Annotated in this window: 17 protein-coding genes and 3 tRNA genes; 13 read left to right on the top strand and 7 right to left on the bottom strand. The window is 44.1% G+C overall.

Annotated features, from left to right (window positions below):
• Window positions 1-31 precede the first annotated feature (31 nt).
• Window positions 32-1,627 carry an arylsulfatase gene (locus ACRD7A_RS10575; protein ID WP_430811038.1) on the bottom strand — a complete coding sequence of 532 codons (1,596 nt, stop codon included), beginning with the start codon at window positions 1,625-1,627 and terminating at the stop codon, window positions 32-34.
• Between the two features lie 330 nt (window positions 1,628-1,957).
• Here ACRD7A_RS10575 and ACRD7A_RS10570 point away from each other — a divergent pair, with 330 nt between their 5' ends.
• The 3 genes from ACRD7A_RS10570 to ACRD7A_RS10560 are packed head-to-tail and all read left to right on the top strand — an operon-like array spanning window position 1,958 to window position 5,834.
• A complete protein-coding gene (locus tag ACRD7A_RS10570; RefSeq protein WP_430811039.1) occupies window positions 1,958-3,604 on the top strand; it encodes a SulP family inorganic anion transporter in 1,647 nt (548 codons plus the stop codon).
• A 47-nt stretch (window positions 3,605-3,651) separates the two neighbouring features.
• Window positions 3,652-4,278: a carbonic anhydrase gene (locus ACRD7A_RS10565; RefSeq protein ID WP_430811040.1), complete on the top strand. Its 627-nt coding sequence runs from the start codon at window positions 3,652-3,654 to the stop codon at window positions 4,276-4,278.
• 2 nt (window positions 4,279-4,280) lie between these two features.
• Complete coding sequence (locus tag ACRD7A_RS10560) at window positions 4,281-5,834, top strand: carbon-nitrogen hydrolase family protein (protein WP_430811041.1); 1,554 nt, start codon at window positions 4,281-4,283, stop codon at window positions 5,832-5,834.
• A gap of 72 nt (window positions 5,835-5,906) precedes the next feature.
• Here ACRD7A_RS10560 and dpp5 read toward each other — a convergent pair whose 3' ends face one another.
• The 4 genes from dpp5 to ACRD7A_RS10540 all read right to left on the bottom strand — a co-directional run bounded on the left by dpp5 (window position 5,907) and on the right by ACRD7A_RS10540 (window position 13,802).
• The gene (gene dpp5 / locus ACRD7A_RS10555) at window positions 5,907-7,994 is read right to left on the bottom strand and encodes a dipeptidyl-peptidase Dpp5 (protein ID WP_430811042.1); all 2,088 of its coding nucleotides are present in this window, start codon (window positions 7,992-7,994) and stop codon (window positions 5,907-5,909) included.
• A gap of 120 nt (window positions 7,995-8,114) precedes the next feature.
• Entirely contained in the window at window positions 8,115-9,755 is a 1,641-nt protein-coding gene (locus ACRD7A_RS10550; protein ID WP_430811043.1) for a DEAD/DEAH box helicase, read from the bottom strand.
• 262 nt (window positions 9,756-10,017) lie between these two features.
• Window positions 10,018-12,426, bottom strand: a complete 2,409-nt coding sequence (locus tag ACRD7A_RS10545; RefSeq protein ID WP_430811044.1) for a TonB-dependent receptor — start codon at window positions 12,424-12,426, stop codon at window positions 10,018-10,020.
• Window positions 12,427-12,665: 239 nt separating this feature from the next.
• Entirely contained in the window at window positions 12,666-13,802 is a 1,137-nt protein-coding gene (locus ACRD7A_RS10540) for a metallophosphoesterase (protein WP_430811045.1), read from the bottom strand.
• A gap of 200 nt (window positions 13,803-14,002) precedes the next feature.
• On the opposite strand from ACRD7A_RS10540, the gene ACRD7A_RS10535 reads away from it, so the two are divergent.
• Both ACRD7A_RS10535 and ACRD7A_RS10530 read left to right on the top strand, forming a co-directional pair.
• Window positions 14,003-14,362 (top strand): hypothetical protein, encoded by a 360-nt coding sequence (locus ACRD7A_RS10535; protein WP_430811046.1) that lies wholly within the window; start codon window positions 14,003-14,005, stop codon window positions 14,360-14,362.
• 65 nt (window positions 14,363-14,427) lie between these two features.
• The gene (locus ACRD7A_RS10530) at window positions 14,428-14,892 is read left to right on the top strand and encodes a hypothetical protein (protein WP_430811047.1); all 465 of its coding nucleotides are present in this window, start codon (window positions 14,428-14,430) and stop codon (window positions 14,890-14,892) included.
• A gap of 102 nt (window positions 14,893-14,994) precedes the next feature.
• On the opposite strand, the gene recA is transcribed toward ACRD7A_RS10530, so the two are convergent.
• Both recA and bcp read right to left on the bottom strand, forming a co-directional pair.
• Window positions 14,995-16,023 (bottom strand): recombinase RecA, encoded by a 1,029-nt coding sequence (gene recA / locus ACRD7A_RS10525; protein WP_430811048.1) that lies wholly within the window; start codon window positions 16,021-16,023, stop codon window positions 14,995-14,997.
• A 38-nt stretch (window positions 16,024-16,061) separates the two neighbouring features.
• Window positions 16,062-16,520: a thioredoxin-dependent thiol peroxidase gene (bcp, locus tag ACRD7A_RS10520; RefSeq protein WP_430811049.1), complete on the bottom strand. Its 459-nt coding sequence runs from the start codon at window positions 16,518-16,520 to the stop codon at window positions 16,062-16,064.
• A 315-nt stretch (window positions 16,521-16,835) separates the two neighbouring features.
• Here bcp and ACRD7A_RS10515 point away from each other — a divergent pair, with 315 nt between their 5' ends.
• From ACRD7A_RS10515 to ACRD7A_RS10480, 8 genes are all read left to right on the top strand, one after another.
• Window positions 16,836-19,307 (top strand): SPOR domain-containing protein, encoded by a 2,472-nt coding sequence (locus ACRD7A_RS10515; protein WP_430811050.1) that lies wholly within the window; start codon window positions 16,836-16,838, stop codon window positions 19,305-19,307.
• Between the two features lie 51 nt (window positions 19,308-19,358).
• Window positions 19,359-19,634, top strand: a complete 276-nt coding sequence (locus ACRD7A_RS10510; RefSeq protein ID WP_430811051.1) for an ATP-dependent Clp protease adaptor ClpS — start codon at window positions 19,359-19,361, stop codon at window positions 19,632-19,634.
• Between the two features lie 4 nt (window positions 19,635-19,638).
• On the top strand, window positions 19,639-20,106 hold the full coding sequence (locus ACRD7A_RS10505) for an NfeD family protein (protein ID WP_430811052.1): 468 nt from the start codon (window positions 19,639-19,641) through the stop codon (window positions 20,104-20,106).
• Window positions 20,107-20,110: 4 nt separating this feature from the next.
• Complete coding sequence (gene floA, locus ACRD7A_RS10500) at window positions 20,111-21,094, top strand: flotillin-like protein FloA (RefSeq protein WP_430811053.1); 984 nt, start codon at window positions 20,111-20,113, stop codon at window positions 21,092-21,094.
• 211 nt (window positions 21,095-21,305) lie between these two features.
• A tRNA-Ser gene (locus ACRD7A_RS10495) sits at window positions 21,306-21,392 on the top strand.
• A 13-nt stretch (window positions 21,393-21,405) separates the two neighbouring features.
• Window positions 21,406-21,480: transfer RNA gene (locus ACRD7A_RS10490), tRNA-Pro, on the top strand.
• A gap of 114 nt (window positions 21,481-21,594) precedes the next feature.
• A tRNA-Pro gene (locus ACRD7A_RS10485) sits at window positions 21,595-21,669 on the top strand.
• 406 nt (window positions 21,670-22,075) lie between these two features.
• Window positions 22,076-23,320, top strand: coding sequence for a site-specific integrase (locus ACRD7A_RS10480; RefSeq protein ID WP_430811054.1), 1,245 nt, complete (start codon window positions 22,076-22,078; stop codon window positions 23,318-23,320).
• The last annotated feature ends 15 nt before the right edge of the window (window positions 23,321-23,335 follow it).

Genomic DNA, 23,335 nt, shown 5'->3' with positions numbered 1-23,335 from the left:
CATTTATAATAATGGGGCCGCGCCTGTGATGTTAATCAATACCGTCCTGATCGGGGTTTAAGTTTTTATAATAATTGATGCGGGGGGTCCAGGGTTTACTCTCAAGGGGTAATACCTTGTTATTTTGTGCCCAGGTCATCCATTTTACTTGTAATTCTTGTACTTTCTCCGGATAGTCAGCGGCCACATCGTGCTGCTCAAACGGGTCGTGCTCCAGCTGATAGAGCTGCCATTGTTCCTCACGGGCAAGCTTAACCATACGCCATTTACCCGAAAGAATAGCGCAGTTACCACGATGCTCAAAGAACTGATCCTGCGCTTTCCGTTGGCCACCTTCCAGCAGGCCGGCCAGTGAGCGTCCATGAGGGGGTGATAGGGGCTGACCATTGAACGTATTAGGGTAGGAAATATTGGCCATGTCGATGCAGGTAGGGAGCAGATCGGTAATATGCGCCACATCGTTGAGTATGCTGCCGTTTAAGGCCTTGTACTTTTTAGGGTAGTGTATTATTAAGGGAGAGCTAACACCCCCCAGGTGGGTAAAGCCTTTGTAGCTGCGGTAGGGTGTGTTACTGAGATCAGCAGCCAGCTGCGAAACAAAACCGCCTTCGTTAGTAGCACCGTTATCACTCAAGAACAGGATAATAGTATTGTCATACATTCCTTTTTCTTTCAGTGTATTTATCACCTGGCCAATGCCCTCATCCATTATTTCAATCATGGCTGAGAAAGTGGCCATTTCAGTCACCCATCTTTCCTTTGTAGCGTCATCCAACTCATCCCATGCCGGTCTTTTACCCCCGTATTCAGTGTGGTGCAGGGGTAGGTCATAGCCCTCAGGTACCAAGCCTTCGCGTATCAGTCCAATGTAGCGTGCTTCTTTAAGCTTATCGTAGCCTACACGGTATTTCTCGCGGTGTGCCTCCACCATGGCAGCGGGTGCCTGCAATGGGCGGTGTGGGGCATAGTGCGCTAGGTACATAAACATGGACTTATCGCTTGGATGCTCCTCAATAAATTGAACGGCATTCTTAGTGATGGCCGTTGTGTAATAATAATCTTCGGGTACTGTTGTGATGCGCTTATCCTGCAGCATTAGTCCTTTGGGTGTGTAGTAGCTACCACCTCCGGCCAGGCTGCCGTAATAACGCTCAAAACCACGTTCTGTTGGCCACGATCCATTGGGCTCGGATTCAGGATCTTCCCAGCTGCCATCGAGGCTCACATGCCATTTACCCGACATATAGGTGTGGTAGTCATTTTCCCTGAATAGCTCAGCAATGGTGGGTACTGTGCTGCTTAGCTGTCCGCGGTATCCCGGGCGATGCTCGTCCACAGCCGTCATCCATCCCATCTCAACGCTGTGCTGATGTCTTCCGGTAAGCAGGGCAGCACGGCTGGGACAACAGCGCGAGGTATTCTTAAACTGGCTGAAGCGAACCCCCTGGTCAGCCAAAGCATCCAGGTTGGGCGTGGGTATTTCACTACCGTAGCAACCTAAGTCAGAGAAACCCATATCATCGGCCATAATCAGCAGAATGTGGGGTGATTGATCCTTAGGAGTTTCTGTGCACGCCATCATTGATAAGGCAGCAACTCCCAGAATAACAAAACGTTTTAATAACATGTTTGTGTGTTTAATTATGTTGATATTATAGCTGTAAAATTAGTCAATTTTTATCGACAATGTGCCGATCTTCAGTATCCGATCTCCCACATGAGTTTTCGCAATACGGGTCTGGGGAGGATAAGATGACAATATAATGCTTACCTTTGTGGTATTTAAATTACCATATTCCTTATGAGACCTGCCATCTGATGCGGCTTCGCAGAAGAGAAGATGATTGTGTGCTCTGCACTGCCTGCTGCCTAGCAGCATCTACTTTGTGCTCATCACTTCTCAGTGTGGGGTGTACCCATGGTTTGTGTCATATGTTATAAAATTAATCATATAGAAATGAAAAGTATTTTTAAACCAAAGTTTTTTAGTATTCTCAAAAGTGGAATCACCAAAAAACAAGTAAGTAGTGATGTGTTATCGGGTATTGTAGTGGGCATTGTTGCTTTGCCTTTGGCCATAGCCTTCGCGGTTGCTTCGGGTGTGTCGCCCGAAAAGGGACTGATAACGGCCATTGTTGCCGGTTTTATCATTTCCCTGTTGGGCGGAAGTAGGGTTCAGATTGGAGGGCCCACTGGCGCCTTCATCGTCATTGTTTATGGCATTGTGGCTGAGTATGGCATCGACGGACTGATTATCTCCACCATGCTGGCCGGTGTATTTCTAATTATTTTTGGTTTGTTAAAACTGGGTAGCCTGCTTAAATATTTTCCGCACTCATTAATTGTGGGTTTTACAAGTGGTATTGCCCTTGTGATTTTTTCAACGCAGATAAAGGATGCGTTGGGACTGTCCATCGAAAGCGTGCCCTCGGAGTTTCATGCCAAATGGATGATGTATTTTACCTCACTGCACACAACTAATCTAACGGCTCTTGCCATTACAGTGGTGACCATCCTCATCACCGTGTTTTCAAAACACCTGACCTCCAAAATACCGGGCTCCTTCCTGTCCATCATCATTATTACTCCTTTGGTGTATTTCCTAAAGCTTGATGTACCCACCATCGAAACTTTCTTTGGAGCCATTCCCAATAGTTTTAGCATCACCATCCCTTCCTTCGAGTTGGGTGATTTGCAGAATTATATTGCGCCCGCCATCACCATCGCCCTGTTAGGGGGTATCGAGTCTTTGCTGTCGGCTGTAGTATCGGATGGTATGATCAGTGGCAAGCATCGTTCCAACACCGAACTGATTGCCCAGGGAGTAGCCAATATTGTAACACCATTCTTTGGTGGCATACCGGCAACAGGTGCCATTGCCCGTACGGCTACCAATGTTAAAAATGGGGGTCGCACACCTATTGCGGGCTTGGTACATGCCATCACCCTTCTCCTGATTATGCTGTTTCTGGGTAACTGGGCCAAGCTGATCCCCATGTCGTGCCTGGCAGGTATTTTAATTGTGGTGGCCTATAACATGAGTGAGTGGCGTTCTTTTGTTTCCATACTGAAGGGCTCTTACTTCGATATTCTTATTCTGCTCACCACATTTTTTATCACTGTGTTTTTCGATCTTACCCTCGCCATCCAAATCGGTGTGCTGTTATCGGCTGTATTGTTTATGAAACGCATGGCAGATATCAGCGATAAACGCATTGAAAATGTGGTGGATAATGATCTGCTGGAAAACTATGGTGATCTGCCTGACAGTGTCAAAATCTACGAGATCAGTGGACCCTTGTTTTTCGCCTCGGCAAGGCGCTATTCCGAAGCTATTGAAGAGATAGGATTAAAGTGTAGTGTGTTAATTATTCGCATGCGTCATGTAGCTTTTATCGATCAAACGGGCGTGCACAACCTGAAGGATACCTTGAGGATATTAAATGATAAACACATCCACGTGATCTTATCGGGCGTAAATGAAGAAGTTAAAGAGAAGATAAAAAAGTATGCACTGACTGATTATATCGGAGAGGAATGTATCTTTGACAATTTCAGGGATGCAAGCCAGAAAGCCTTGGACACTGTGGCGGCTAAGGCATAAACAATGCGTCCCGAAAATGGTTTTAATGGGTAGTTAATCAATACTATATGAAGATAAAACAAGTATTTGAAAACAATAAAGCATGGGTTAAGAATAAGTTGCGGCACGATGCCAACTACTTTAAAAACCTTTCTTTGGGGCAAAATCCGGATGTGCTGTATATTGGCTGTTCGGACAGTCGTGTAACTGCCGAGGAGCTGATGGGCTTTTCTCCGGGTGAGGTTTTTGTACACCGCAATATTGCCAATATGGTGCCCAATACCGATTTAAGTATTATGTCCATTATCGATTATGCGGTGCTGCACCTCAAGGTTAATTACATAGTAGTGTGTGGTCATTACTACTGTGGTGGTGTAAAAGCGGCCATGCAATCCGAGGATTTGGGCATACTGAATCCCTGGCTTCGTAATATTCGCGATGTGTATCGTATGCACAAAGATGAACTTAATGCCATCGACGATGAAGATAAGCGTTATAAGCGACTGGTGGAGCTGAATGTGCAGGAGCAGTGCATCAATGTAATTAAAACTGCCGAGGTGCAACGCGCTTATCGCGATCGGGGTTTAAAAGTTCACGGATGGGTGTTTGACATTCATTCGGGTGAGTTGATCGATTTAAAGATTAATTTCTCCAAAATTCTGGAGGACATCATGCAAATTTATCGTCTTAAGTAATTATGGATTCAAATAACGATCTTCATTCTATCGAGAACATAGAACTGGTACACTTAACAGAAAATGATTATCCGGCTATTAAAGCAGCCATGCAAGAGGCTTATGCTAAAATGCCGGATGCCTACTGGAAAGAGCATCATATTAAGGCCCTTATTAAAAAGTTCCCGGAAGGACAGGTGGGGATTAAGGTGGATGATGAACTGGCGGGCTGTGCCTTGTCCATCATCGTGGATTATGCCAAGTTTGAAGATCGTCATACCTATGCTGAAATTACCGGAGGCTCTACCTTTCGTACTCACACCGATGATGGTGATAAGCTTTATGGGATTGATGTTTTTATCCGTCCTAAATTCAGAGGGATGCGGCTGGGGCGTCGTTTGTATGACTACCGTAAGGAGCTGTGCGAGAAGCTCAACCTCAAGGGAATAGTATTTGGTGGGCGCATCCCCAAATATCATCAGTATGCATCGGAGATAACACCGCGCGAATACATTAATAAGGTACGCATGAAGGAGATCCATGATCCGGTGTTGGATTTTCAGATGTCCAATGATTTTCATCCGGTGCGTGTTTTGAAGGGCTACCTCGAAGGCGATAAGGAGTCGCAGGAGTATGCTGTGCTGCTGGAGTGGGATAATGTGTATTACGAAAAGGCCACTGATCGGGTAAGTCTGAATAAGTCTACAGTGCGTTTGGGTCTTGTGCAATGGCAAATGCGTTTGTACAAGGATTTTGAAGAACTGATGCAGCAGGCTGAGTATTTTATTGATGCCGTATCGGGTTATCGTTGCGATTTTGCCTTGTTTCCCGAGTTCTTTAATGCCCCGCTCATGTCGAAATATAACCATCTTTCAGAGCCTGAAGCCATTCGCGAGCTGGCTGGCTTCACCGAGGCGATCACACGCCGCTTTGCTGAATTGGCTATCACCTACAATATTAACATAATAACAGGTAGTATGCCTGAGTTGGTGGATAATACGCTTTATAATGTGGGTTACCTGTGTAAGCGCGACGGTGGCATGGAGCGTTTTGAAAAGTTGCATGTTACCCCTGATGAGGTGAAAGTGTGGGGCTTAAAAGGGGGAAATACCTTGAAGGCTTTTGATACCGATTGTGGTCGGGTGGGTGTTCTAATCTGTTACGACATTGAGTTTCCCGAATTGAGCCGCTTGTTGGCGAAGGAAGGAATCGACATTCTTTTTGTACCTTTTTTAACCGATACACAAAATGGTTATGCCAGGGTGCGCCATTGTGCGCAGGCGCGTGCCATCGAAAATGAATGTTATGTGGCCATTGCCGGCAGTGTAGGCAACCTGCCCAAGGTACATAATATGGATATTCAGTATGCCCAGTCGGTTGTGTTTACGCCCTGTGACTTTTCTTTTCCGACCAATGGTGTAAAGGCAGAGGCTACACCCAATACAGAGATGATATTGATTGCCGATGTGGATATTGACATGCTGCGCGAACTGAGTCAGTTTGGTAGTGTGCGTAACCTTAAGGATCGGCGGAATGATTTATATACCGTTACGCATCACAATCAGAACAATGACTGAATTGATCCTGAATGATATTAATAAAAAAACCGTTGGCTTCTCAGTCAACGGTTTTTTGCTATTTGGGCAATGTTATTTTAAGTAGGTATCCAGCCAGCGGAAGAATTCGCGCTGCCATAGTATACCGTTGTGGCACGACAGCACCCAGTGATTTTCTTCGGGGAAGTACAGAAAGCGTGCTGGTACACCACGCATCTTGGCTACATTAAAGGCACCCATGCCCTGCGTGTAAGGTATGCGGAAGTCTTTGGCACCATGTATCACCAACATTGGCGTATCCCAGTTCTGAACAAATTTATGGGGGGAGCTGGCATAGCTGCGCATGGCTGTTTTATTGCTTTTGTCCCAGTAGTTACCTTTATAATCCCAGTCTACAAAAAACATTTCCTCAGTTGTGCTGTACATCTGCTCAAAGTTAAAGATACCACAGTGGGATATAAAGGCTTTGAAGCGCTTATTGTGGTTACCGGCCAGCCAGTACACCGAATAGCCACCATAGCTTGCACCTACTGCTCCCAGGCGGTTTTCATCAATAAAGGATTCTTTAGACAGGGCATCGATGGCCGAGAAGTAATCCTTCATATTTTGTCCGCCATAATCACCGCTTATCTGTTCATTCCATTCCTGGCCAAAGCCCGGGAGGCCGCGACGGTTAGGCGCTACAATAATATAATCGTTGGCTGCCATCATCTGAAAGTTCCAGCGAAGACTCCAGAACTGACTTACCATACTTTGAGGGCCGCCACCGCAGTACAATAGTGCCGGGTATTTCTTGTTTTTATCAAAGTTGGGCGGATAGATAACCCACACCAGCATATCCTTGTTATCGGTGGTTTTGATCCATCGTTTTTCAACATCGCCCATGGTCAGTTGCGACAAGAGTGGTTCGTTCACCTTCGAGATGTTTTTGCCGGCTCCCGTTTGGGGGTTCACACTGATGATTTCTGTGGGGTGCTTCATGGATGTTTGCGTAGCGATAAGTTCCTTGCCGGCAATCGCCACCGAGTTGTAGTTATGAATGCCCTCTGTTACTTGTGTAATGCTGTTATCCGCCATATTGAAACGGAAAATCTCATTGGATCCTTTGTCCTCACTTGTAAAGTAGATGTGCTTGCTATCGGGGGTCCAGCTTAGGCCATGCACATTTTGATCGAAATCCGCCGTATAGTCTTTCTTGTTACTGCTGGCCAGATCCATAATGAAAAGGCGGTTCTGATCAGCTTCATAACCATCGCGTGCCATGCTTTCCCATGCCATGTACTTGCCATCGGGTGAGAAAGTAGGGGCAATGTCATAGCCCATCATGCCTTCCGTCAGGTTATTGGTGGTTTTAGCAGAAATATCATACAGGTAAATATCACTGTTGGTAGAGAAGGCCGATTCCATGCCGGTCTTTTTCTTGCAGGTATAGGCAATTTGCTTTCCATCAGGAGTAAAGCTTACCTGTTCCATGCCACCAAAGGGTTTCAGAGGAGAGTGGTAACGCTCGCCTTCCATAATATCGGTGGCTTTACCTACGGTGGCACCGTTGGCATATTGGATATGGAAAATATGCGAATAGGTAGGATCTACCCAGTGATCCCAGTGGCGATACATAAGGTCGTCTTCGATGCGGGCATTGGCATGCTTCAGATCGGGATAAAGATCCTGAACCGTCTGATCCAGCTTCACCGACTTGGCGAATGCGATGCGATCCATGGTTGGCGCGTATTGATAGCCTTCAATACCTCCTTTTACCTTTGTTACCTGCTGCTTCTGTGTACCATCAGGATTCATCTCCCATAACTGCACATCGCCCGATGCCGTTGATAAATAGGTGATCTTGGCTCCGTCGGGGCGCCAGCGGACATCAAATTCGCCTTCTTTCGTAAAAGTAATTTGTGTGAGTTCTCCACCGGTAGTAGGCAAGGTGTAGATGTCGGTATAGGTTTTGTTCTCCTCAATTTTGGTGTAAGCAATGGTAAAGGCCACTGTCTTTCCGTCGGGCGATACGGCAACGTTGCCCACTCGGCCAAAGGACCAGAGCACTTCGGGCGTCATAATATCGCTTTCTACCTTTAAATTGCGGTTGGTAAAGGTGTTTGCAGCATCATTTTTTTGCGGCTCTGAGCAGGCCCCAAATACCATGATTGCCAATGCTAAAAAAGCAAGTTGTTTCATAATAAGCATGATTTTACACGATGTTTTATATTGATGATTTTTTTTTGTTCGCACTAAGGTAATAAAAATGCCGCTTACGAAGATTCATAAGCGGCATTGGTAATTTTATGGGAGTGTAGCCTATCGGCGTTTATTTTTACGCTTCGAAGGCTTAGGCGACGCTACTTCTAAGCTTACCTTTTTACCCTTCAGTTTTGTTTTATTCAGCCTTTTAACCAGCTCTTGCTCATATTCTTTATCTACTTCTACAAATGAGAAGTTGCGCAGTAACTCAATTTTACCAATCTTTACCGTAATACCCTTCATGTTATTGTTAATCAAGCCAATTACTTCACCTGAAGTCAACTTATCGGTCTTACCCAGGTTAAGGAATAGACGGCTGAAATTAACATTTCCGCGCTCGCGACGTCCCTTTTTGCCACCCTCTTCCTTGTAGATATTTAAGTCGGGTGCATCCTTATAATACTCCATGAAACGGTTGAATTCAGCCGCCACAAACTGTTTAATCAACTGCTCCTTATCCATCTCTGCCAGCTTTTCATACACGGCGGGCAACAGGGCATTCACAGGTGATGATTCCTCGAGTTCGGTTTGTCCAACGCGTTCCAGAAAGTGGAAAAGCTGCTTTTCGCAGATCTCATCGGCTTTTGGAACCATTTTGCGCTCAAATGATTTCTTGGCAATTCTTTCGATTGCTTTGATGCGGTGCATCTCGCGCGAATGTATAATGGCTACCGAAATACCTTCTTTACCTGCGCGTCCGGTGCGTCCACTGCGGTGGATGTACACTTCAATATCATCGGGCAAATTGTAGTTGATTACGTGGGTAAGATCATTCACATCAATACCACGTGCTGCCACGTCGGTGGCCACCAGCAGCTGCAAGTGCTTCTTGCGGAAGCGGTGCATCACCAGGTCACGCTGTGCTTGCGACAGGTCTCCATGTAGCGCATCGGCATTATAGCCATCAGCCATCAGCTTGTCGGCAATATCTTTGGTTTCCTGGCGGGTACGACAAAAGATGATGCCATACACATCGGGTGTTACATCCACCACGCGCTTAAGGGCACGGTAGCGATCGTGCGCCTGTACCATGTAATAGTGGTGTTCTACCTTTTCAGCTCCCTGGTTTTTTGTGCCTACGCTGATCTCAACCGGATCATGCATATAGTTCTTCGACATACGGGCGATTTCCGGTGGCATGGTGGCCGAGAATAGCAGGGTTTGGCGCCATTCCGGTGTCTGCGCCATAATGCTTTCCAGGTCGTCTTTAAAGCCCATGTTAAGCATTTCATCAGCTTCATCCAGAATTAACCAGCGTACATCACCCAGCTGAATGGCCTTGCGGTTAATCAGGTCATTCATACGACCGGGCGTACCCACTACAATATGTGTACCTCGCTTCAGTGATTTAATCTGCGTACGAATTTCAGTACCGCCATACACCGGTGTGATGTATAAATCGCGGTAGTTTCTGGCGTAGTCTTTCAGGTCTTTGGTAATCTGGAGACAAAGCTCGCGTGTAGGGCAGAGGATAAGGGCCTGTACTTTTTTCTCTTCCCGCTCAATTTGCGGTATCACCGGTAGGCCAAAGGCACCTGTTTTACCCGTTCCGGTTTGTGCCAGCGCAATCAGGTCGTTTCCATAGTTTAAAATCTCAGGAATAGTTTTGCTCTGTATAGGCGTAGGTGTTTCGTAACCCATCTCACCAATGGCACTCAGGATTTCCTCAGGAAGTCCCGTTTCTTTAAATGTCTGCATAATTTGCTTTTTATCCACCCGCTTCCACGTCCAAGCAGCTGTTACCCGGATTAAGCTATTACGCTACGACTGTGCTACCGAAAGTGACCGGAGTGGTCCTTATTTTTAATGAGGCGCAAAGATAAAGCGATTTTTTAACATTTTGACGCTGTAGTGCGCTTCACAGGCTATATTTTGTGATTAATTAACGTTCGGAGGCTCGATTCTCATCATTTTACTTGTAGATTCTCTTGTCAGGTCTCAAATTTAATGCAGAATGTTTTTAGAGTGCCACCCGCAGTGAGATGGTGTAGTTACGTCCTGGAGCCGTAATGCCGGATGAATAGCCGCGGTAGCGTTGGTCAGTGATATTATCAATACCTGCTGTGATAATGGTTTTACCCAAAGCATACTGTGCCTTAAAATTGAGGGTGGTCCATGCAGGAGAGTAAGGGCGCCCCATGGCATCGATTGCGTACAGGTTCTCCTTGCCCGCCTCGGAAGGCGGCATATCATCGGCCGTCACCTCACCATTATAGTGCGCGTAAACATCCATTTTTAGCTTTTTGTTTTGGTAGCTCAGGCGTGTTGAACCAAACCAGGGAGCGGCATGGCGCAGGGGTGAATAAGTGCCGTTTTCTAACTCTTCCTTACCCTTTTGGTAGTTAAAACGCGAGGTCACGCTTAGGCCCTTTATCCACTTATATTCCAAACCGGCCTGAACACCGTAAACGTAGGCGTGTGATGCATTTTGTATGGCTTGTACCTGGCTCATCTCACCATCATAAAGGATGCTGTCCTGTCCGTTGAACCAATAATCGCGCCGCACCATGGCATTACTGAGGTGGGTGTAGTAGGCGGCCATATCAATTTTTAGCTTTTCAAGTGCAATTACTGCGGCGCCTATTTCACCATTAATAGCGTACTCGGGCTTTAAATTTGGGTTGGGTACGACCACAGCGCCCGGTTCTGAGTCGAATATCTTTCCCACATCATCAATATTAGGCGCCCTGAACCCGGTGGATAGCGATGTGCTGAGCTGCCACTTGTTGGTAGGATTATGAATCAAACCCAGGCTGCCGGTGTGGGCACCTGTGTTAATTTGTGCTTTGTTAAAGGGAAAGTTGTAGTGTTCGTTATCGAAGGTAGCGTGTAGGTAAATATAATTATAGCGCAGACCTGCCTGCAGGTTAGTCGTGGCACTTAAGTGTCGTAAATAGCTGCCATACAAAGCGGCGGAAAGCCACTTGGATCCATCGGGGTAGCGCGAAGGGGCATCATATAATGTGCCATCACTTAGGTTCTCTTTAAGCGCAAGGGAACCTACCTTATTTCCAATGAATTCAACCCCATAGAAAAGTTTATGTCCTTCTTTCCACAGCTTCTCAAAATCTATGTTAATGTTAAAGGCATTCACGCGTTCTGTTCTTCGGGTAATATTGGGCTGATGAAGTTTGCGGCTGTGACGGCTCTCTTCAAAAAACTGATGGGCAACAACGATTTGCAGATGATTAAAATAGGGATGGTTGGCGGTGTGCTGCACGCTTAAGTTGTTCATTATCCACTGTTGCGGTCCGTAATACCAGTCACCATATTTAAGGCTATCATTATTATTTAGCATTATTAGTCGATCGTAACGAGGAACATCTGATAGTTTAGAGTAATGAAAACCATAGTTCATTTGCCAGCGCTCATTGGGCGAATATTTGAATTTTTGCATCAGGTTGAGCTGATGATAGGCGCTGGGCGTTTGCACGCGTGGGTTAGCATTGCTGACAATGATGTCTTTGTGATCGATGCGTTGCACATACTCCGGTCGCAGGTACTCGTCAGGGCCGTGGCTGCCCATCTTCAGGTCACCAAAGTCTGAGTAGGTGATGGAGGTGAAGCTTGCCCATTTATCAAAACCCAGGTTGAAATCAGCATGACCTGTTTTTTCTTTGTTGGCCGATGAATAGCGCACCACGGCATTGGTGTTGAGCGCTTGTGGGTTGTTGTTTCCCAGTTGAGGATCGAAAGAGTAAAAGCCCATTACCCCACCAATTGCATCGCTGCCATAGATGACCGAGCCGGGGCCGAATATTACTTCTGCGCGATGGGTTGAAAAAGGGTCGAGCGAAATGATATTTTGGATGTTGCCACTTCTGAAGATGGCATTGTTCATGCGCACCCCATCCACAGCTATAAGAACACGGTTAGTGGCAAAGCCTCGAATCATAGGACTCCCTCCGCCCATCTGACTCTTCTGAACATACACATCACCCGTCATTTCTATCATATCAGCTGCTGTTTGTGGGTTAAGAAAGTTCACATCCCGCGGTTTGAGGACTGAGATTTTGGCTGGTGTTTCCCGTCGCCCTTGTTTCCATCGGGTGGCCGATATGATGACTTCATCCAGTGAGAGGGCATCCGGTGTTAGGTATATCACGAACTTGTGCCGTTTCAGTGTTTGATAGTTAAGGGTAATGGTTTGATATCCCATAAGGCGAAAGGTGATTTTCTCCAGACCCTGAAAAGCATATATATTACAAGCTCCCTCTGTATTGGTAATGGTGTTAATGAGTTGATCGTCCGAGAAAATGGTTACGAGTTCCAGTGGTTCATGGGTCTCACTGTCGAGTACTCTCAGGTTTTGTCCGTGAGCAGTCAAAAATACGAAAGGTAAAAGCAGGATAAAGAATATTTTAATCATGATATGTGTAGGTCTGTTTTTATGGTCGCGTCATAACAAAAATCATGCGAAAATATCCTTTTTAACTTAAGAAACAGACATCATTTATCATGTGCGTCGCCAATTGTATGCTGATTAGGCTTAATAATTAAGTTGGGTGGCGCCATTGGGTTATGGTTAGATAATAACTAAAGGCAGAAGCATCACTGCCTCTGCCGTGTGTCATTTGCCTTTTGCCTCCTTTGAAATATTAATTCCTACTATTGAAAGTTCACGATGATCTCCAGGATCTCGGGGCGATTACCGGTTCGTACCGGAGGACCCCAGGTGCCAAAGCCTGTGCTGACGATAAAGTGACTATTGCCTTTTTGCTTGTAACCCCGGCTTACTTCAAACAGGTAATTGGTAATATACCCGAAGGGCCATAACTGCCCGTGGTGGGTGTGACCTGAAATCTGCAAATCAACCCCGGCTTCCTGAACCCGATTAAGATGGTAGGGCTGATGGTCAAGCATGAGCATGGGTTTGTTTTTGTCCAGCGGCGCCATTAGCTCGTCAAGGCTAAGTCGTGGCTTTCCTCTGTGGTTTGCATGCAGGTCTTCGCGACCGATGATATAAAAATCATCTTTGATCAGGGTTGTTGTATCTCTCAGTACCCGTATCCCGTGTTCTTCCAGGTATTTGACTGAACGATCGGCGCCACCAATATATTCGTGGTTACCGGTGGCAGCAAAAACACCTAAGGGAGCCTTCAGTTGACGCAGGCTCTCGCCTAGATTTTGTCGAATAACAGGACCTACATCTTCATCTACCACATCGCCTGCCAGCAGGATGATATCGGGCTGAAGCCCGTTGATAGAGGCCACCAATTTGCGTGTTTTACGGGGCCCGATGATAGAACCCAGGTGAATGTCAGAGGCTGCCACTACCCGCACTTGCTTTGCGCCTTTAACGGTTTTGTTAATGTTTAGCTCCAGTTGATGTACCCGTGGGTGCCAGGCATTTATAAAGCCGCCGCTCACAATGAGGGTTCCCAGGGCAACAATAATAAGTCCTGCGTATTGTTTCATTTTAAAATAGGTAGACGAATCGGTGCGGGGCAGAAAGTGAAAAAGCATGTTACTAAGCCGTATAATATCTGTGGCAAAAATAAGCAGGGTGAAATATAACATGCCGGCAAACCAAAATGCCCCTATCCAATGCAGCGTATTGGCTGCAGGGCCATACCAGATGCGCTCCAGGAAGCGGCCAGCCGGATAGGCTATGACCAGAATCAGCATTGTAATGCGGAAGGCTGTTTTTAAGGATGGCATGGTTTCAAGCCATTGAATGCCCCGGTAGTAAATGTAAAAATTGACAAGGAAATGAATGGTCAATACGGTGATGAGAAATATCATAAGAGTAGAATTTTTCATTGCTTGCATTTGTAAAAAATGTTCTGCTTAGTATAAAGTATTTGCCGGACACTTTGTTCGGGTATCATGGCAAAAATACCTCGTGTGAAGCCCGCGAAAGGTACTTATTTCTGTTCAGGAAGCTATTTTATTGCTGAACCATTTATATTGCAGGCTGTTTGTTTGATAAAGATACAAGTACTATGGATAAGATTAAATATTTAATTATGCTCGGCGGCTCATTAATTCTTCTGGGCATCATTTTTAAAATAATAGGTTTAGGCGGGCCATGGGCGGCCATTAGCTTTAGTGTTGGAGGTACGCTTAAGTTGCTTTATTTGGTATTGGGTACGCGAAGCGGATTAATTAAGCCCGGTGCTGAGATGGGGCTCCTTGCACTTGGCTTAGTGCTTATTTTTGCCGCTGTATATTTGCGCAAAACCGAGCAGGTGCTTTATTTGTATGGATGGTTGCTGTCTGCCGGTATTCTAGTAAAAATCCTCTTTGTAATTTTGTTTATTCGTAAGCAAAAGCGTTATCGCAAGGAATTAGCTGTGGAATAATTTCCTCTTTAAATTCGAAAATGATATGTTTACAGGTATTTTTTTAAAAAAGATAACACACTTACATGATCAGAAAAATCCTTGTGCTGATGGTTATTGGTATTGTAGGGGCAAATCTTACGGCTCAAATACCGATTGTTTATAAAGAGTTAGCCCTTGATCCGAAGCTTTGCTGGCAGATCAAAAATTTTGAGGTGGTGCACTCTTTGAGTGAATTAAAAGATATTCCTTTAAAGTATAAAGCGCCTTGTGAAACGCTAAATTATGGTAAGATAAACTTTGACACTCAAAGTGTAATTATTTGTAGTCAGTATGTGCGTAATGGTGCCGAGGGGATCAAATCAACGCGCGTGGAAGTGTTACGCAATGACAAACGTAAACGTATTGACGTTTTTTTTGCAGCCTTCGGTAGTGCTATTGTGCAGCGCCCCGGTAAGGTGTTCGAGAATAGAAAAGTATTATTGCTACCCAAGTTTCCCGCCGATTATAAGGTAGAAGTTCATTATTCTCTTAAGGTACTTGAATTGTAAGGAGGATAAAAAATAGTATTGCCTCATTTGACTGGGCTGTCATAAGTAATGATGCATTTAAAAAGAAAGAGGCGAGTTATAAACCCGCCTCTCTTTATAAAATTATTTGCCTGCTGCGGCTCCTTCTTTAATGGCAGCCATAATCTTTTGTTCCAGCTCCTCAGCCAGTTCCGGATTGTCTTTGATGACTTCCTTCACGGCTTCGCGTCCTTGTCCTAGTTTGGTTTCGCCGTAGCTAAACCAAGATCCACTTTTCTTAACGATGTTGAGTTCAACACCCATGTCGAGTATCTCACCTACACGCGAGATGCCTTCGCCATAGCGAATTTCAAATTCTGCTTTTTTAAACGGAGGCGCCACTTTGTTTTTCACCACTTTAACGCGGGTGTGGCTGCCCACTACATTTTCACCGTCTTTAATTTGTGTCACCCGACGAATATCGAGACGCACCGATGCGTAGAATTTGAGGGCGTTACCACCTGTTGTAGTTTCCGGATTACCAAACATCACACCAATCTTCTCGCGCAGCTGGTTGATGAAAATACAGGTTGTGTTGGTTTTGTTAATGGTGGAGGTGAGCTTTCGAAGTGCCTGTGACATCAGGCGTGCCTGCAGACCCATGCGTGAATCCCCCATGTCGCCTTCAATTTCGGCCTTGGGTGTAAGGGCAGCAACCGAGTCAATTACAATGATGTCGATGGCAGAAGAGCGGATGAGCTGATCAGCAATTTCCAGGGCTTGCTCGCCATTGTCAGGTTGTGAAATCAAAAGGTTTTCCAGGTCAACCCCCAGCTTTTCGGCGTAAAAACGATCAAAAGCATGCTCGGCATCAATAAATGCAGCGATGCCTCCTGCTTTCTGCGCTTCAGCAATGGCATGTATGGCCAAAGTGGTTTTACCGGACGATTCAGGGCCATAAATTTCAATTACCCTTCCGCGGGGAAATCCGCCAACGCCCAAGGCCATGTTTAAGGCGATAGAACCGGTGGGTATCACAGGTACTGCCTCAATGGAAGTGTCGTCCATTTTCATGATGGTACCCTTGCCGTAGGTCTTATCGATTTTATCCATGGTTAGCTGAAGTGCTTTCAGCTTCTCCTGATTCACATTATTATCTTTTTTTTCTGCCATTATATTTATTTTAACTGTTTCGCGGTCTGTAATGAGGCTTAAAGGTTTAGCTCCTTCATAATTTGGTTGCTGTGATCCTTTGTTTTAACCTTGTCGAATATCTTCATGATAGTGCCTTCCTCGTCTATAACAAATGTTTTACGAAGCACACCCATATATTCTCTTCCATACATTTTTTTTAGTCCCCAGGCATCATATTGCTGTAGGATTTCTTTTTCGCTGTCGGCAATAAGGTTAAATCGCAGATTGTGTTTGGCAATGAAACGTTGGTGCGACGCAATGCTATCCGGGCTCACACCGATTACTTCAAAGCCTTTGGCGCTCAGGTCATCGTAATTATCACTAAGGTTACATGATTCAGCTGTACATCCCGGAGTATTATCCTTGGGGTAGAAATAAAGGATTACTTTTTTACCTTTAAAGTCCATTAGGCTGATCTCTTTCTCATCTTGATTAATCCCTTTGAAAACGGGAGCTTTATCTCCTTCTTTAAGCATTACTTAATTGTTTTAAAGCGCAATAGGGTGTGTTGTTGCCCCTATTCCTAATTACAAATATATTATAAATAAGAACGAACAAGAATGCGCTTAGTTCAAAAGTTATTAACAGAAGCAAAAGCGTTCAGATCGAGGGGATGTGTGAGTGCCGTAACGATGTTTTTTTTACCTTAAAAAAGAGTCTGTACTTGCTGTGTTATTAATATTTTCAAGAGTACACTTAGCTTTTTAGTTGGTATTGTTTAATTTTGGGTCAATCAAAAACCACTAGAAACATTCTGCCTTATGTATTATTTGAGGTCAATTATATTTGTAATGATCATCGTTATGACTGCTTTCTCCATTCCGATGAATGGCCAGGAGAAAGCATATACTGCCAAAGAGGCACTTGCTCTTTTTAAAGAGGGAGATTACCGGCAGGCGGAAGAAGCCTATGCCTACCTTATTAAGTTGTACGATCGTAATAGTAAATACAATTATTACTATGGTATATGTCTTTTGCAGAATAATAAGGACATACCGCAGGCTGTAAAGCGACTGAAGTATGCTAGTCTTAAAGGGGTGAGTCGCGATGCTTATTATTATCTTGGAAGGGCTTATCAATTGAGTTATCAGTTTAATGAAGCTAAATATCAATATAATCGTTTTCTGAAATATGCAACAGCCTCTGATATTCGTAATGAAAAGGCTGAGCAGTATATTCGTGAGTGCGAGTTTGGGCTTCAACAATCGGCAAAGATTTATAAGCTCGATGTTTATGCGCGCGACACCGTTGCAAAAGAGGATTTTTTAAGTGCCTACAAGCCTGCTCCCGATGTTGGGAAAGTGGCACATAATAGTGAATTCTTCGAGTCAGGTCTGGATCCTGAAGGCGTCTTGTACCTCACTGAGCGTGGAGATGAGGTGTACTTCTCTATGCCTGATGAAGAGCAGGGGGAAGGTATTTATAAAATGGAAAAGCTATTGGATGGATGGAGCGATAGCCAGTTAATAGCCGGAATTGAGTCGCCTCGTGATGAGCTTCACCCATTTCTGCTGATTGATGGCTCTACTATTTTCTTTTCATCGAACCGAGCAGGTGGAATGGGTGGTTATGATCTATACAAGGCTAATTATGATGCCGAGAGTAAATCATTTATGCAGCCTGTTAATTTGGGAATTCCTTTTAACTCACCCAAGGATGACTACCTTTTTGTTGCTGATCAGTTCAATGCTTTGGCCTGGTTTGCTTCCAATCGCGAAACAAATGATTCTACACTGTTGGTTTATACGGTTAAGTGGGACGATTCTGTGGTTAAGAATTTCGTGGAAGATGAGAATGAGGTAGCTGCAGCAGCGGCCCTGCCACTCACAAATAAGGGTGCTTGGAGCCATAAACCCAGCAGGCAGGATGATGAAGATGAAAAAAGAAAAGATTTGTTTCAATTTGTAGTGGCCGACACCCTCGTATATAGTCAGTTTGAGCATTTTAAAAGTGAGGAGGCGCGCGCAATTTTTATGCGTGGCTTTAAGCTGGCAACCCAGAAGGATAGTCTTTCGAATCTGATGAAGGAGAAGAGAGCTGCCTATGCGCGTAGTTATTCCGAAACGGAGTTAACCCGACTTGTAAATGATATTATTGCCCTTGAAAAGGAGGTGTATGGTCTCGATGATAAAATACAGCGAAGCTTTTACCATGCAAGGGTAATTGAGGTGAAGCGCATCAAAGAGATGGTGGAAGCCGGTGTGTATACATCATCAAAAAAAGTGCAGGTAGAGCAATCAAAGATTGATAACCTTGATGATATTTTGATCCCGGATGAATATGCTTTTTATACTGATGATGAGTTTGCACGTCATTTGGATGAGTTGGAGGGTATGTACAAAACATTGTTCACACCTGCTGAGCAAGCACAGCTACATCGAGCGGATTCGTTTTATATATGGGGTAATATATTGAGTTTGGAGGCTTCTAAGTTGTTGGCAACTGCCAGCGATGCACCGGCTCAGAAAGAAGATCTACTTTCTATTATTCGTCAGAAGGATAGTGTGGAAGAAGAGACTGTTGTGCAGTCACAGGCAGAAAAGGCAGGTGACTTAAAGATTACTTCCTTAAGGCTGTATCACGAGTCGTTGGATAGCAAATATCGTATGTATAAAAAGAAGATGACCGAGATTCAAATGACCAATTCCGTTGATGATTTAAGTGATATTAAGGAGGCTCAAGTGGTTGGTCAGGACTATTTCAAAGAGGCAAGAGCTTTAAGCGACCCCATTAATGGTTTCGATATATTACGTTACGAAAAGGCTGGAACGATTAAGCGAAAAGGGGTGAGCATCCAGGAAGCTGCATTGATGCGTTATGCCGCACGCACAATTGATAAGGGTTCACAGCCGGCTAAAGTACAGCCGAGTGTGCCTAAAACCTATCAGGAGCTGCAAGGGTTTAGTGCCGACGATTACAAGGAAGAGGCGAAGGTTGAGAAGCAGGTTGTAACGGAAAAGGCGCCTGCCAAAGTTGTGCAAGAGGCCTTTAAATCTGCGCCAAAGTCTACTTTGGTTTACAAGATTCAGATTGGTGTGTTCAGGAACGAGCCCAATGCTTCGGCAGTAGCCCAAATACCGCCGATTTCAAAAGTAGACATACCGGGGAAGGAACTCACCAAGTACTTTGCCGGGGAGTACAAAAGCTATGCAGCGGCACAGCAAGATATTGATAGAGTTCGGGGTGCCGGTTTCAGTGGGGCTTTTATTGTTGTTTTTAAAGCAGGTAAGCAGGTTAAACTTACCGAAGAACTGAAGCATTAGAAATTAGTTTTTCACGAAAAAATATAGTTTATTTATAGAAACTTTTAAGATATGGTTTCATTTAGTAAACGAAGCGAAGAATTCAACAATGAGGGCAATGGTAACGAAGTGCGTACATTGACTTTGCATAATGACGATGAGAATTCATTTGATCATGTGATTGACGTGCTGTGTTCTGCTTGCGACCATGACGCTATACAGGCCGAGCAGTGTGCTCTTCTTACGCATTACACAGGCTCTTGCCAAATCAAATCGGGCAGTATTGATGATTTGATGCCCATTAAAGAGCAGTTGATAGATGCATGTTTATTGGTAACAATTGATTAAGCCTATGTCTGCACTGGTTATTGTACTGATTATCCTGCTTGGATTATTTCTTTTGATTCTGGAGTTTTTTGTTTTTCCGGGTGTCACATTCGCTGGTATTGGTGGTTTTATCTTTACTGCCGGGGGTATATTTCTGACCTATCAGGTCTATGGAGCCTCCTATGGTCATATAGCCCTTGTGGCCACGCTTTTTGTCGGTTTGCTTATATTGTTCTTTTCTTTTCGCTCAACAACCTGGAATCGTATAATGTTACATTCTCAGGTGCAAGGAAGAGTGGAAACCGTTGAGGCATTGCGTATTCAGGAGGGAGATGAAGGTATGTCCCTAACGCGATTGAATCCCATTGGTAAGGTCATGGTAAATGGCGAAGTGATAGAGGGAAAGTGTCCGGGGCATTTTATTGATGAGAATAGCCCCGTTATTGTCAAGGAAGTATTTAAAACGTATATTATTGTCAAACCCAAAAATTAATTAAATGGCAGGTTTAGCTCCCATATTTTTGATTGCGGCGGTCATCGTCGTTGTCTTTTTGTTTTTGTATTACGTGCCCATCTTATTGTGGTTCTCGGCCTTGGTTTCGGGGGTTCGTATTTCGTTGATTCAGCTTGTGCTGATGCGCATCCGTAAAGTGCCTCCCGGAGTAATTGTAAGGGCATTGATAGAGGCTTCTAAGGCTGGGTTAGATGAAGTAAAGCGCGATGAACTGGAGGCCCACTACCTGGCCGGCGGTCATGTAGAGAATGTGGTTCACGCCCTGGTGTCGGCAGCCAAAGCCAATATTGACCTAAATTTTCAGATGGCCACTGCCATTGATTTAGCGGGTCGTGATGTATTTGAGGCCGTGCAGATGTCAGTAAATCCAAAGGTGATTGATACTCCACCCGTAACGGCGGTTGCCAAAGATGGTATTCAGTTAATTGCCAAAGCAAGGGTTACCGTGCGTGCAAATATTAAACAACTGGTTGGTGGTGCCGGAGAAGAGACTGTACTAGCCAGGGTAGGTGAAGGAATAGTATCCTCAATAGGATCTTCCAGTTCACACAAGGCAGTGCTCGAAAATCCGGATTCTATTTCAAAGCTTGTGCTTGGTAAAGGATTGGATGCTGGTACAGCATTTGAGATACTATCTATTGACATAGCTGATATTGATATAGGTAAGAACATAGGAGCCGGTTTGCAGATTGATCAGGCAGATGCTGATAAAAATATTGCCCAGGCCAAGGCTGAAGAGCGTAGAGCCATGGCAGTGGCGCTGGAGCAAGAAATGAAAGCTAAAGCCCAGGAAGCACGTGCCAAGGTAATCGAGGCCGAGGCAGACGTACCCAAAGCCCTTGCTGAAGCATTTCGCAGTGGTAATTTAGGCGTTATGGACTATTTAAAGTATAAAAATATTGAAGCCGATACGGCCATGCGGGATTCAATTGCCAAGCCAGGCAGTAAGCCGCCAAAAAATGATTAATCTTTTTAAGCTACCTTCGGGTAGCTTTTTTTTTGATCGATAATCATTTAGCCCTGCCTGGTGAAAAAAGCCGGAAAAATAGTGCTTCTTTTTTACGTTTTAATTTTGGAGGTTTAATTCTATTTGCTACTTTTGCAATCGCAATCGCAAAGGGGACGAGGGTTAGAGAAGATGAAGCGGTTGTCTCTCTTTAATGAAAGAGATTAAATCTGGAGAGATGGGTGAGTGGCTGAAACCACCAGTTTGCTAAACTGGCGTACGGGTAACCGTACCGGGGGTTCGAATCCCCCTCCCTCCGCACAGTATTATTTCGGGGTGTAGCGCAGTCCGGTTAGCGCACCTGGTTTGGGACCAGGGGGTCCCAGGTTCGAATCCTGGTACCCCGACAAGAATAAGAGCTAGGAAGATGTTTTTAGCTCTTTTATTTTGAATTTATTGAAGATAGGGGGTAGGTTATTTTAATTCCTACTAAAACTTATCACATGTTATTAATGTTGTTTCGGGGTGTAGCGCAGTCCGGTTAGCGCACCTGGTTTGGGACCAGGGGGTCCCAGGTTCGAATCCTGGTACCCCGACAGAGTAATAATCAATTACAATCAAAAGCTCGTGAATCGTACGGTTTACGGGCTTTTTTCGTTTTATTTATATTGTTTAGTATCAAATAAAACCATAATTCTCGGGACCTATTCGGTGACCTTTTTTTCTTCTTATATTTATTTAGTCATTTTGTAACTGTCAGATCATCAGGATTTAATATGGTGTCGTTTGACGTATTTTAACATTTTTTAAGTGACCCATGTGGGTGACCTCACTTTCTATTTAACCGGTTGGTCACCCAGATTCTGTAAGTTACAGATATATAGACTATAATAAAATGGCTAAAATATTATTAAAATGTTAAATGAGTTGTAAATATATATTATGATGCAGATCTAAATGGGTTAATTGAATTCAAATTAAATCATTTAATAATACATTCGTATGAGAGATAAAGGGAATACTTTAGGCGTTGGTTTTATTGTTAAAAAGCATAAAGCAAAAAATGGAGAAGCTCCACTTTACTTAAGAATTACAGTGAATGGCAAACGAGCAGAGCTATCTATGAAGACAATGGTTGATATTGAAAAGTGGGATGTTGGTAAAGGAATGTATGCAGGCTATTCTAATGACGTTAAACGATTAAATACCCAATTAGAACAAATTAGGGGACACGTTACTGACTGTTATCACCAATTGGAAGCCAGGCGGGAGCTTATAACAATAGATGCGGTAAAAAATCTTTACCTGGGGGTTGAAAAGTCTGAATATACATTGATGAAGCTTTTTGACTATCACAATGAGGAGATGAAGGAAACGCTTCGTTGGGGAACTTTGAAAAACTATTATACCACACAGAAGTATTTCAAAAGGTATGTGGTTAAAAAACTTTTTGTTCGTGATATTCCACTTTCACAATTGAAGTACGGGTTTTTAACTGGCTTTGAAAAGTTTATGAAAGAATCCAATTCCATCAATCCTGATAAGCCATGTAACCACAACACGATTATGAAGCATATTGAACGCCTGAAGAAAGTCATTAACCTGGCGGTGCAAAATGAGTGGTTGGAAAAAGATCCTTTTTCACAATTTAAGCCTTCGTTCCTTAAAAAGGAAATAGCTTACCTAAATGAGTATGAACTTGAGCGTATTGAAAATAAGTTATTCAGCATCCCACGTTTGGCTTATGTTCGGGATTTATTTGTGTTTAGCTGTTATACTGGGTTATCGTATTCTGATGTGTATGCGCTAATCCAGGATAACATTCAGCTTGGTATTGATGGCGAAAAGTGGATTGTAACGAATCGTATTAAAAACAATCAACAGGTAAGAGTGCCTTTACTGCCGAAAGCTGAATACATCATTGATAAGTATGAGGAAAATGAAAGAAATAAAGTTACCGGTAAGCTACTCCCTGTATTCAGCAATCAGCGGATGAACTCTTACTTAAAGGAGATTGCTGATTTATGTGAAATTGAGAAGCATCTGACTTTTCATGTAGCACGACATACTTTTGCGACGACTGTAACTTTAAACAATGGAGTGCCTATTGAAACAGTTTCAAAATTACTCGGGCATAGAAGTGTTTCAACAACACAAATATATGCCCGAGTCATTGATTCCAAACTTAGTCACGACATGAAGAAGTTGAGGGAAGTATTGCCAAAGAAGAAGTTAAGAAATGGATAATTGCTGAATAAGTAG

Source organism: Carboxylicivirga longa, from assembly GCF_050589825.1.
Classification (GTDB): domain Bacteria; phylum Bacteroidota; class Bacteroidia; order Bacteroidales; family Marinilabiliaceae; genus Carboxylicivirga; species Carboxylicivirga longa.
This window is presented reverse-complemented; position numbering and strand designations above follow the sequence as displayed.